Annotated in this window: 12 protein-coding genes; 5 read left to right on the top strand and 7 right to left on the bottom strand. The window is 57.0% G+C overall.

Features of this window, described 5'->3' with window-relative positions; translation table 11 throughout:
• Positions 1-2: 2 nt before the first annotated feature.
• Complete coding sequence (locus OS190_RS04910) at positions 3-398, bottom strand: cytidine deaminase (RefSeq protein ID WP_267157553.1); 396 nt, start codon at positions 396-398, stop codon at positions 3-5.
• 210 nt (positions 399-608) lie between these two features.
• Between OS190_RS04910 and OS190_RS04905 the strand changes: the two genes are divergently transcribed.
• Entirely contained in the window at positions 609-2882 is a 2274-nt protein-coding gene (locus OS190_RS04905) for an NADP-dependent malic enzyme (protein WP_267157552.1), read from the top strand.
• Positions 2883-2898: 16 nt separating this feature from the next.
• Here the strand turns inward: OS190_RS04905 and OS190_RS04900 are convergent, their stop codons facing one another.
• Positions 2899-3669 carry a MipA/OmpV family protein gene (locus OS190_RS04900; RefSeq protein WP_267157551.1) on the bottom strand — a complete coding sequence of 257 codons (771 nt, stop codon included), beginning with the start codon at positions 3667-3669 and terminating at the stop codon, positions 2899-2901.
• A 211-nt stretch (positions 3670-3880) separates the two neighbouring features.
• Here OS190_RS04900 and OS190_RS04895 point away from each other — a divergent pair, with 211 nt between their 5' ends.
• Entirely contained in the window at positions 3881-5770 is a 1890-nt protein-coding gene (locus tag OS190_RS04895) for a propionyl-CoA synthetase (RefSeq protein WP_267157550.1), read from the top strand.
• A 17-nt stretch (positions 5771-5787) separates the two neighbouring features.
• On the opposite strand, the gene OS190_RS04890 is transcribed toward OS190_RS04895, so the two are convergent.
• Complete coding sequence (locus OS190_RS04890; RefSeq protein ID WP_267157549.1) at positions 5788-6543, bottom strand: NAD kinase; 756 nt, start codon at positions 6541-6543, stop codon at positions 5788-5790.
• 182 nt (positions 6544-6725) lie between these two features.
• Between OS190_RS04890 and glyA the strand changes: the two genes are divergently transcribed.
• A complete protein-coding gene (glyA, locus tag OS190_RS04885) occupies positions 6726-8003 on the top strand; it encodes a serine hydroxymethyltransferase (RefSeq protein WP_267157548.1) in 1278 nt (425 codons plus the stop codon).
• Positions 8004-8124: 121 nt separating this feature from the next.
• Here the strand turns inward: glyA and OS190_RS04880 are convergent, their stop codons facing one another.
• Both OS190_RS04880 and OS190_RS04875 read right to left on the bottom strand, forming a co-directional pair.
• The gene (locus OS190_RS04880; protein ID WP_267157547.1) at positions 8125-8931 is read right to left on the bottom strand and encodes a crotonase/enoyl-CoA hydratase family protein; all 807 of its coding nucleotides are present in this window, start codon (positions 8929-8931) and stop codon (positions 8125-8127) included.
• Positions 8932-9050: 119 nt separating this feature from the next.
• Positions 9051-9827 carry an SDR family NAD(P)-dependent oxidoreductase gene (locus OS190_RS04875; RefSeq protein ID WP_267157546.1) on the bottom strand — a complete coding sequence of 259 codons (777 nt, stop codon included), beginning with the start codon at positions 9825-9827 and terminating at the stop codon, positions 9051-9053.
• A gap of 74 nt (positions 9828-9901) precedes the next feature.
• On the opposite strand from OS190_RS04875, the gene OS190_RS04870 reads away from it, so the two are divergent.
• On the top strand, positions 9902-10303 hold the full coding sequence (locus tag OS190_RS04870; RefSeq protein WP_267157545.1) for a (R)-mandelonitrile lyase: 402 nt from the start codon (positions 9902-9904) through the stop codon (positions 10301-10303).
• Positions 10304-10316: 13 nt separating this feature from the next.
• Here the strand turns inward: OS190_RS04870 and OS190_RS04865 are convergent, their stop codons facing one another.
• Complete coding sequence (locus OS190_RS04865; protein WP_267157544.1) at positions 10317-10685, bottom strand: VOC family protein; 369 nt, start codon at positions 10683-10685, stop codon at positions 10317-10319.
• A 12-nt stretch (positions 10686-10697) separates the two neighbouring features.
• Positions 10698-11072, bottom strand: coding sequence for a hypothetical protein (locus tag OS190_RS04860; protein ID WP_267157543.1), 375 nt, complete (start codon positions 11070-11072; stop codon positions 10698-10700).
• Between the two features lie 52 nt (positions 11073-11124).
• Between OS190_RS04860 and OS190_RS04855 the strand changes: the two genes are divergently transcribed.
• On the top strand, positions 11125-11889 hold the full coding sequence (locus OS190_RS04855; protein WP_267157542.1) for an alpha/beta fold hydrolase: 765 nt from the start codon (positions 11125-11127) through the stop codon (positions 11887-11889).
• Positions 11890-11923 lie beyond the last annotated feature (34 nt).

Below are 11923 nucleotides of genomic sequence, written 5' to 3'. Positions count from 1 at the left end.
CGTTATCCTTCCAAAAAGCCGGCATCGAATGCCCCCGGCAAAAGTTTTGACAAGGTTGTGTGCTGTTCGGTTCCATTCACAGTGGCCATCGTGACAGGCACATCTCCTGCGCTAAACTCTGCCAGCTTTTGCCGGCAACCGCCACATGGCGGCACCGGTATCGCACTACCGGCAATTACATACACTTCCTTGATCACTGTTTCTCCCGCCGCAACCATGGCAGCGATTGCACCCGCTTCGGCACAGGTGCCTTGCGGATATGCCGCGTTCTCTACATTGCAACCAACATAGACCTCACCGTTCGCGCCGCGCAGCGCAGCCCCCACCTTGAACTTGGAATAGGGCGCATAGGCCTGCGTCCGCACATCCATCGCTCTTTGTCTTAAATCGCCTGCCATCAATGCCCCCTTGGTCGCAGAACTATAGGTAATGCTCGGACAAGTTTCGAGGGGCAAAAACACGCCACCTTCCCCTTCGCACCTTTTCCAATTAGCCTACAGGAACACCAGCACCAGAGGGCAGCACAATAGATGTGCAGCGCAATGCAGCTGACAGGCTGGAAAAAGTAGTTTAACGCTAAACTATATATTCATGGGAGGCCGAAGAGAATGACCGACACGCCGAATCTACGCCAGGCAGCACTGGATTATCACGCCTTTCCCAAACCCGGAAAACTTGAGATCCGGGCAACCAAACCGCTGGCCAATGGCCGCGACCTTGCCCGCGCCTATTCTCCCGGCGTCGCCGAGGCTTGCCTTGAAATCAAGGCCGATCCCGCCAATGCAGCACTCTACACCTCTCGTGCAAATCTGGTCGCCGTTGTGACGAATGGCACTGCAGTATTGGGGCTTGGCAATATCGGCGCACTGGCGTCCAAGCCGGTGATGGAAGGCAAAGCCGTCCTGTTCAAGAAATTTGCCAACATCGACTGCTTCGACATCGAAGTAGACCAGACCGACCCGGAAAAGCTGGCCGACATCGTCTGTGCACTTGAACCCAGCTTCGGCGCGATCAACCTGGAAGACATCAAAGCACCCGATTGTTTTACCGTTGAACGACTTTGCCGCGAACGCATGAACATACCGGTTTTTCATGACGATCAGCACGGCACCGCCATTGTAGTGGGGGCGGCCGTCACCAATGCCCTGCATGTCACGGGCAAAAAATTCAAAGACATCAAGATCGTATCGACCGGCGGCGGCGCTGCTGGCATCGCCTGTTTGAACATGCTTCTCAAACTTGGTGTGCAACGAAAGAATGTCTGGCTTTGTGACGTACACGGATTGGTTTATGAGGGCCGTGAGATCGACATGAATCCGATCAAATCGGAATTCGCGCAGCAAACAGAGATGCGCACGCTTGATGATGTCATCCCCGATGCCGACCTGTTCTTGGGTTTGTCAGGCCCCGGTGTTCTAAGTCAGGAAATGGTCAAGAAAATGGGCAAACGCCCGATCATCTTTGCGCTGGCCAATCCCACGCCCGAAATCCTGCCCGACCTGGCGCGCGAGGTTGCGCCGGATGCGATCATCGCAACAGGCCGGTCTGATTTTCCCAATCAGGTCAACAACGTGTTGTGTTTTCCTTTTATTTTCCGTGGCGCGCTGGATGTGGGGGCAACGACCATCAACGATGAAATGCAACTCGCCTGTATCGCGGGTATCGCTGAATTGGCGCGTACGACTACCAGTGCCGAAGCCGCCGCCGCCTATCAGGGTGAACAGCTTACATTCGGGGCGGATTACCTCATTCCCAAGCCCTTCGATCCACGCCTGATCGGCGTGGTTTCCTCGGCAGTGGCAAAGGCTGCCATGGCAACCGGGGTGGCGACACGCCCGCTTGAGGATCTCGATGCATATCGCCAGAAACTAGACGGGTCGGTTTTCAAATCTGCCTTGCTCATGCGTCCGGTATTCGAAGCTGCCCGCACCTCTCCGCGCAAGATCGTCTTTGCCGAAGGCGAAGATGAAAGGGTCCTGCGCGCCGCACAGGCGATCATTGAAGAAACGGTCGAAACACCAATCCTCATCGGCCGCCCCGAGGTCATCCAACGCCGGATCGAACAGGCAGGTCTCACCTTGCGGATTGGTGAAAACGTCGATCTGGTGAACCCGGAAAACGATCCACGCTACCGCGATTACTGGGAAACCTATCACGGCCTGATGTGCCGCCGCGGCGTTAGCCCCGATATTGCCAAGGCGATCATGCGTACCAACAGCACGGCCATCGGCTCAGTCATGGTGCATCGTGGTGAAGCAGACAGTTTGATTTGTGGCACATTTGGCGAATTCCGCTGGCATCTGAACTTTGTGGATGAAATTCTCGGACGTGACGGTCTGCGCCCTGATGGCGCGCTCAGCATGATGATTCTGGAGGACGGGCCGTTGTTTATTGCAGATACACAGGTGCACCTGCATCCGAATCCCGAACAGATCGCGGGGATCGCCCGTGGTGCCGCCCGTCATGTGCGTCGTTTCGGCATCGAACCACGTATCGCTTTTTGTTCACAATCCCAGTTCGGGAATCAGGGTGAGGGCACGGGCGGACGCCTGCGCGCGGCAATCCGATTGCTCGACGCGGAAAAGGCTGACTTCTGTTACGAAGGAGAAATGAACATCGACACTGCGCTTGATCCTGAACTGCGCGAACGCCTGATGCCCAGCAATCGCATGCAGGGGCCTGCCAATGTGCTGGTCTTTGCACATGCAGATGCAGCCTCCGGCGTACGTAACATCTTGAAAATGAAGGGCGGCGGACTCGAAGTTGGGCCAATCCTGATGGGCATGGGCAACAAGGCTCACATCGTTTCGCCGTCAATCACCGCCCGTGGATTGCTGAACGTCGGTGCCATTGCCGGCACCCCCGTCGCCCATTACGGGTAGGTCGAAACGATTTGAATCAAAAGTTAAGAGTAAAGGCGCGACTTAGTCCGATCCGCAAACTCAGATTGTCATCAGAGCCAACCTGGGTGATCGGGCTATCAGCCGCATCATTCAACAGTTTCTCATAGGCCAGCGACCCTTCAAACGACCAGCGATCGTCAATCCGATAGGTGGCACCGATTTCGATTCCCGCACCCAATGCACCGCCATCGGCATCATATGCTGAGAAATTCGAATTTGCGGCTTCGACAACGGTCACACCGTAATAGGTGCCGGCGTATTTGCTGTCCCCCAGATACAGCCGCGGTCCGGCGGTCACTGTCCAGCGATCCGTAGGCCGGAAAATCACGTCGGCACCCAGTGTGCCCGCAACACCTTCGTGGCCGCCAAACCCTTGGCGTATCTCACCAAAAGCGCGCCAATGCGTCTGTTGAAAGTTCAGGTTGAGGCCAAGTTCGACCGCGGTATCAATATCATCAAGACCGGCAAGTTTAGGGTTATCTTCTGCATCACGTGACCCGACGATCCGAAAGGCACCGCCAAGCGACAGGCCATTCTTCGGCACTTCACCTATGCTGTCGCCAAGGTCCAAGCGACCCCATGTAAGGTTGCCGAATGTAAATCTGGGCGAAGCAGAAACCTTGTAACTGTCCGCACCGAAAAAAGAACGGTCCACGGAAAGCCCGAATCCGAGCCCGAAATTCAACGACCGTTCCTGCGCAGCCAAAGGCGCCACAGCGGCAAAGGTCGATACAACAGCAACAGCTGACAGAAGACGCAGACTCATGATTCACTTCCCCGGAAACGGCAGTTCCTCTTGCCGGGATAACAGCTTATCAAATAGTTACCAGTGGGAACTTGGCCTCCTCGTTCAATTCTGGTGCGAAAATCAAGCCGCCTGCCTGCGACATTCCCTCCATTTCGCTCCCGATTAGGCCCTGCTGTCTTGCTCCCGCTGCGCCTGCTGCCTAACAATGGGAAACTGGGGAGGAAAAACCATGGGATATCGCGAAACATACGAACGCTGCAAAAATAACCCAGAGGCCTATTGGCTCGATCAGGCGAAGTCGATCGACTGGACAGTTGCACCGACCAAAGCGCTCTCGGATCATGGCAATAACCTGTATGAATGGTACGCCGATGGCATGGTGAACGGCTGTTACAATGCCGTGGATCGTCACGTTGAACAGGGGCGCGGCAATCAGGTTGCCATCATCCATGACAGCCCCATCACCGACAGCCTGGAGAAAATAACCTTTTCGCAACTGCAAAACCGTGTCTCCCTGCTTGCCGGTGTTCTGGCCGCGAACGGTGTTGATAAAGGCGACACTGTCATCATCTACATGCCCATGATCCCGCAGGCGCTTGAAGCCATGTTGGCCTGTGCGCGTCTGGGCGCGATCCATTGCGTGGTTTTTGGTGGATTTGCCGCCAATGAACTGGCCGTGCGCATCGAAGATTGCAAACCCAAGGCCATCCTCGCGGCCTCTTGCGGGCTGGAACCTGGGCGTGTCGTCGAATATAAACCCCTGCTCGACAACGCCATCAAACAATCCGCGCATAAACCTGACTTTTGCGTGATCTATCAACGCGAAGAACATCAATGCGACCTGATCCCAGAGCGTGACATCAACTGGCAGGATGCAGTAGCAAAGTCCCGTCCCACCGCTTGTATTCCGGTCGAGGGTAACTTTCCTGCATATATCCTTTACACCTCCGGCACGACCGGTGCGCCCAAAGGTGTCGTGCGTGCCACAGGCGGGCATCTGGTTGCCCTGAACTGGACGATGAAAAACATCTATAACGTCGATCCGGGCGATGTCTTCTGGGCGGCCTCCGATGTCGGCTGGGTCGTTGGTCATTCCTATATCTGTTATGGTCCGCTGGTCGCGGGCAACACCACCGTTGTATTCGAAGGCAAACCAGTCGGCACGCCGGACGCCGGCACATTCTGGCGCGTCATCCAACAACATAATGTGCGCAGCTTCTTTACTGCCCCCACTGCGATCCGCGCTGTCAAACGCGAGGATCCGAAGGGCGAATTTATCAAAAAATACGATCTCTCTGGCCTGCGCGCGCTTTACCTCGCGGGCGAACGCGCCGATCCTGACACCATTGAATGGGCACAGGAAAAACTGGGCAAACCCGTCTATGACCATTGGTGGCAAACAGAAACCGGCTATACCATTGTCGGCAATCCAGCTGGTCTTGAGGCGCTGCCGGTCAAGATAGGCTCGCCCACTGTGCCCATGCCTGGCTATGACGTGCACATCCTTGACGAAACTGGACACCCGCAAAAACCTGGTGAACTTGGCGCGATAGCCATCAAACTTCCCTTGCCGCCAGGCACCTTGCCGACGCTTTGGAATGCCACGGACCGCTTCCAGAAATCCTATCTCACCACCTTTCCGGGTTACTATGAGACCGGTGACGCCGGCATGATGGACGAAGACGGCTACCTTTATATCATGGCGCGCACGGATGATGTGATCAATGTCGCGGGCCATCGCCTGTCGACTGGTGCCATGGAAGAAGCCCTTGCAGGCCACCCCGACGTTGCCGAATGCGCGGTGATCGGTGTCAGCGACCCTCTCAAAGGACAGGTTCCCATGGGATTTGTCTGCCTTTCCAAAGGTGTTGACCGCCCCCATGACGAGATAACAACCGAATGTGTGAAACGCATCCGCGACCAGATAGGCCCCGTCGCCGCCTTCAAGATGGCGCTGGTTGTGGACCGTCTGCCCAAGACGCGATCAGGCAAGATCCTGCGCGCGACAATGGTCAAGATCGCCGATAGCGCACCATACAAGATGCCCGCCACCATTGATGATCCCGCCGTTCTGGACGAAATCAAAACAGCTTTGCAGGGTATAGGCTATGCCGGGTAATTCCCTGGGCACGGGGCTTAGGTAAACTGCTCCGAGATCAGCCGCTCTTCCAATCCGTGGCCGGGATCAAACAGAATGGCATGTTCGATCTCGGGGTCTGACACGATCTCGACCGACACAACATCACGGTGGCTGTTGCCATCCGCATCCGCCATCACCGGCCGTTTTTCAGGCTCAAGCACATCAAAGCGCACCCTCGCTTTCTTGGGCAAAAGGGCACCGCGCCACCTGCGGGGTCTGAAGGCCGCCATCGCCGTCAAGGCCAGAACATCGGACCCGATCGGCAGAATAGGCCCATGCGCCGAATAGTTATAGGCCGTCGATCCGGCAGGTGTCGCCACCAGCGCCCCGTCGCACACGAGTTCCTGCATCCGCAAGCGTCCGTCGACGGTAATCTGCAACTTCGCTGCCTGCGGACCCGCCCGCAACAAGGCAACCTCATTCAACGCCAGCGCCCGTGAGGTGGACCCGTCAACGTGGGTTGCTGTCATGCTAAGCGGATTGATTACCTCGCGTTCTGCTGCCTGCAACCGCTCAACCAGATCGCTTTCGCCGTAGATGTTCATCAAGAACCCGATCGTGCCCCGGTTCATGCCATATACGGGAGCATCCAAATGCTGCGTATCATGCAGGGTTTGAAGCATGAAACCGTCACCGCCCAGCGCTACAATCACGTCGGCCTCTTCTAGCGGAACATCATCATAGCGCCCGATCAACGCCGCCCGCGCAGTCTGTGCGACAGCAGCCCGGCTGGCCGCAAATGCAATCTTCATAAAGAGTGTCCAGACATGGTCATGGGTTTCCAATGCGCCGCAAATTCCCTCAAACCAAACACAAAATTCCGCTCGGGGCCAGTGCGGTCGCACATATCTTGCCTTGAGACGCTTTCGAGTCTTCCAGATTGACACTGCTTCCGTTACGAAACGCCAACTCTCGGGCTAAAAGGACATGCACCATGAAAGATTTCTTTACCGCTACGCTTGCCGATACGGACCCTGACGTAGAAGCGTCAATCACAGGCGAGCTTGGCCGCCAACGCAACGAGATCGAATTGATCGCTTCCGAGAATATCGTTTCTGCCGCAGTGCTCGAAGCACAGGGTTCGATAATGACAAACAAATACGCCGAAGGCTATCCGGGTCGGCGCTATTATGGCGGTTGCGATTATGTTGACGTTGCCGAAAATCTCGCAATCGAACGGGCCTGCAAATTGTTTGCCTGTGACTTTGCAAACGTACAGCCCAATTCGGGTTCCCAGGCCAACCAGGGCGTGTTTCAGGCGCTGTTGACGCCGGGCGATACGATCCTTGGCATGTCGCTGGACGCCGGTGGTCACCTGACCCACGGGGCCAAACCCAACCAGTCGGGCAAATGGTTCAACGCCGTGCAATACGGTGTGCGCAAACAGGACAATCTGCTGGACTATGACCAGGTGCAGGAACTTGCCACCGAACATAAGCCCAAGATGATCATCGCCGGCGGTTCTGCCATTCCGCGCCAGATCGACTTCGCCAAAATGCGCGAAATCGCTGATTCCGTGGGCGCATATCTGCACGTGGACATGGCGCATTTTGCGGGTCTGGTCGCGGCGGGCGAACACCCTTCCCCCTTCCCGCATGCGCATGTCGCAACTACGACAACCCACAAAACCCTGCGCGGCCCGCGCGGTGGCATGATCCTCACCAATGACGAGGCGCTGGCGAAAAAGTTCAACTCCGCCATCTTCCCCGGTATTCAGGGCGGCCCGCTGATGCACGTCATCGCAGCCAAAGCCGTGGCCTTTGGCGAAGCTCTGCGTCCTGAATTCAAGACCTATATCCAGCAGGTGATCAAGAATGCGCAGGCTCTGTCTGACCAACTGATCAAAGGTGGCCTCGATACGGTCACCCACGGCACCGACACCCATGTCGTACTGGTTGACCTGCGTCCCAAAGGCGTTAAGGGCAATGCAACCGACAAGGCCTTGGGCCGCGCCCATATCACCTGCAACAAGAATGGCGTTCCCTTTGATCCCGAAAAGCCAACGGTGACCTCGGGCATCCGCCTCGGCTCCCCCGCAGGGACGACCCGCGGTTTTGGCGAATCCGAATTCCGTCAGATCGCTGATTGGATCACCGAAGTGGTCGACGGATTGGCCGCCAACGGCGAAGAGGGCAACGCCGAGGTCGAAGCCAAGGTGCGTAGCGAAGTCGAGGCCTTGTGCGCCCGCTTCCCCCTCTATCCGAACCTATAGCGTCAGGGGCAGGCAACCAGAACCGGCCCTCTAGATCAGGCAACGGTCCGCGCCAACGAACCCAGAAATCGCAAAAGGCCCCGGCATATTGCACGGGGCCTTTATTAATCGTCGCTCTAAATCAGTCTTTGGGGCGTACCCTCGCCGCGCTCTTGTCTGCAAAGGCAGCCAACCGCGCTCGGGCGTCGGGCTGCGTGTTCACCACGCCCGCCACCACGGCTTCGGCATAGGCCGCATCCATTGCCGACATGTTCTGCATATGGCTGACGGCCGAACAGATCGCAAAATTCGAAAGCGGCAGGTTTTGCGCGGCTTTGCGGGCCAGCTCCAATGCAGCATCAAGGCTGGACCCTTCAACGGCATATTGCACCAACCCGACATCCATTGCCTCTTGTCCCTGATAGACACGCCCCGTGAGCATCATGTCGATCATTCGTGCTTTGCCCACCAGATCGGTGACACGGATCGTGGCACCGCCACCGGTAAACAATCCCCGTTGTCCTTCGGGCAAGGCAAAATAGGCGGTCTTGTCCATCACCCGGACATGCGCAGCACTGGCCAGTTCCAGCCCCCCGCCAACCACGGCCCCCTGCAATGCCGCAATGATGGGCACCCCACCATATTCCATCTTGTTGAAGGCCTCATGCCAACGCAAACAGACGTGCATGAAGTCAGCCGGGCTGCGGTCTTCGTCATGATGTTCAATGAGGTCCAGGCCTGCGCAGAAATGATCACCTGCCCCGGCCAGCACAACCGCTCGAACACCGGCACGCGGAGCCACAGAAAAGAACGCAACCAATTCTTCGATGGTATCAAGATCCAGCGCATTGCGCTTTTGGGGGCGGTTCAACGTGACCACCCAAACACCATCTTCCAATGCCTCGATCGCAAGGTTGTTATAGCGGGAAATATCAATCTGGATGGTCAAGGCAAATCCTTCTGGTTGCTGTTTCAGCGCCGAAGAAAAGCAGCGCGATTTGTTTGATTTTTGCTAACCAACCGCATCCCCTGGCGCAAGGGGGCAACGCCGCGCAAGCGCGGTCAAGGCTATTTCGCCTGCATTTTCTCCACCATCGCCAACACAACCCTGCGCGGCAACAGCGGGATCAACCAGTTTACCGCAAAACCCAACAACGGCTCATTCACCGTCACCAGCTTGCCCGCCATCATCGCATCATAGCCATGTTCGGCCACGGAAGCCGGCGACTTGCCACCTCCCTTCACCAGATTGGTCCCGACAAGATCCGCGCGTTTTGCGAATTCCGTCTCCACATACCCCGGTGCCAGTAGGGTCGCCGTCACACCCGTACCTTTGATTTCCTGTGCCAAGGCTTCGGTGTAGGACTTCACAAAGGCCTTGGTGGCAAAGTAGATCGCCTGATTTGGCCCCGGCATGAAGCCCGCCGTTGACCCAACGTTCAAAATACGCCCCTGCCCCCGCGCTACCATATCCTGCGCAACCAAATGGGTCAGCGACACCAGCGCACTGACGTTTAGATCAATCATGTCTGTTTCCGCCTGCAAAGGCCGCTGCAGATGTTTTCCCTGCCCGCCAAACCCTGCATTATTGATCAATACATCTACCTGCAGCCCTGCTGCCTTGATCTGTGAATAAAGCGACTGCGCAGCGCCCTCAGCCCCCAGATCCAGGGGAAATACCCACGCTTGCACACCATGGGCCTGTGTCAGTTCGGCTTTCAGCGTCTCCAAGGATTCCCGCCGCCGTGCGGTCAGAATGACATCGCCGCCTCGCCCTGCATGTAAACGCGCAAATGCCTGCCCGATGCCTGCCGATGCACCGGTAATCAATGCGGTATTGCCCATCTCGCCCCCTTTTGGTTTCCACCAAGTGATGTAGTCTGCAGTAAAAATACAACCCCTCACAGAAAGCAACGTCAATGATCATCCACCGCGCAGGCTCTCGCCCCTCGACCAAACCGAACCCACAGTATTTCACCGGCACTGTGCGCATGGACCCATTGATCAACGCCCCGGCCCCAGCACGTCTGAATGCGGTTTCAGTCACCTTTGAACCGGGTGCCCGCACTGCGTGGCATAGACATCCTCTGGGCCAGACGCTGATCGTTACTGCCGGGTCCGGCCTCGCACAAAAGGCAGGCGAACCGATCCAGCGCATCCAGCCTGGCGATGTCATCTGGTTCGAACCCGGCGAAAAACACTGGCACGGTGCTGCGCCTGATTGCGCCATGACCCACATTGCCTTGCAAGAAACCGTCGATGGCTCTGCTGCGGATTGGCTCGATCATGTGACCCACACCGAATATCACGCCAGCAAATGAACTGGCCTCCGGTTCACCTGTCCTGATCCTGCAAATGCGCCAGTACATTGATCACCCTGCCTGCCGGATCACGCAGGAAAAACCGCCGCACCTGCCAGGGTTCATCCGTCAGGGGATAGACGATTTCACACCCCGACGTCTGCGCCCGCTGATAGACTTCGTCTGGGTCATCCACTTCGATCGACAGATCCGGTACCGGTGCCCCGGCCCCCCCTTCGGATAGAAAAGCAACCTGCACTCTGGCTTTCTCGGCTGTGCCCAGCGTTACAATCCACCCCTGATCCATCAGCACATCCAGATCAAACAACCTGCGATAAAAACCGGCCACCTCGGCAGGATTTTCGACCCCGATATCCGCTACAATGCGCCGCACCGTCACCATGACGACTCCAAACTAAACATACCCGCGCCACCACATCCAAAGAACAAAGGCCCCAATCACAAACAAAAGGTTGAATACCAGAATGCCGGCCAGACCCAACAAACGCCCCCTGCGCCGGTCGGCCACATCAATGCCTTTCAAATAGGTGCTCAACTCAACAAAGGCCTGGTCTACGACGGTGCCATCCATCTGCCGTACCAGCCGTGGATTTCCCGCCGACTGTTGTGCCCCCGTCAACACCTTCGCCTTGGCTTGCATCCGTCGGGGCAGTCGCCGCCCCGCCCGTTTCAACATCTTGTCCAGCGGTTGCAATTTGATGCCAAATTTCAGCGTCAACAGTTCCTGAACCGCCGCGATCTTTTCTGCAATATCCTTGCTCTCCATCATACCCCATCTAAACCTACTGGCACAGCGCCCGCAATGGCGCTACGTCTGTTACATGCTCAACTACTCCGAATATGGTGCCCCGGCGCCCGACACGCCTCCCCTGATCATCGCCCATGGTCTCTATGGTTCCGGGCGCAATTGGGGTGTCATCGCCAAACGCCTGTCCGACACCCGCCGTGTTCTCACACCTGACCTGCGCAATCATGGCACCAGTCCGCGTGAAAAGACACAAAGCTATCCCGACATGGCTGCCGACCTTGCCGAACTCATCACATATGTCGGCGGCCCCGTCGACCTTTGTGGCCACTCCATGGGTGGCAAAGCTGCCATGGCCCTTGCCCTGACCCAGCCGCACCTGATCCGCAAATTGATCGTCGCCGACATAGCTCCCGTCACCTACGGCCATAGCCAGCAAGGCATGATCGATGCAATGCGTACCGTTGACCTTGCCGGTCTCACCCGCCGCTCCGACGCAGAATCACAGCTTGCCATGGCAGGGATTGAACCCGCCTTGCAAAGTTTCTTTACCCAGTCACTCGATATTCCAAACAAGCGGTGGCGTCTGAACCTCGACGTGCTCGAAGCAGAGATGGACAAGATCATGGGCTGGCCAACGACGCTTGACGGCCCCTTTGACGGGCCCACCCTTTTCCTGTCCGGCGGGGCTTCCGACTATGTCACCCCGGCGCATCGCCCGCGGATCAAGGCCTTGTTTCCCAAGGCCCGTTTTGCAAGGATCCCCGGTGCCGCGCATTGGCTCCATGCCGAGAAACCCCGCGAATTCGAAGCATCCCTGCGCGTTTTTCTCGACAGCTGAGTCGGCCTGCTTCTCTTTTTGGCCCAATATACCG

Source organism: Sulfitobacter sp. F26204 (assembly GCF_026410305.1).
Lineage (GTDB): Bacteria > Pseudomonadota > Alphaproteobacteria > Rhodobacterales > Rhodobacteraceae > Sulfitobacter.
Note: the sequence above shows the minus strand (reverse complement) of the source record. Positions and strands in the feature narration are given on the sequence as shown.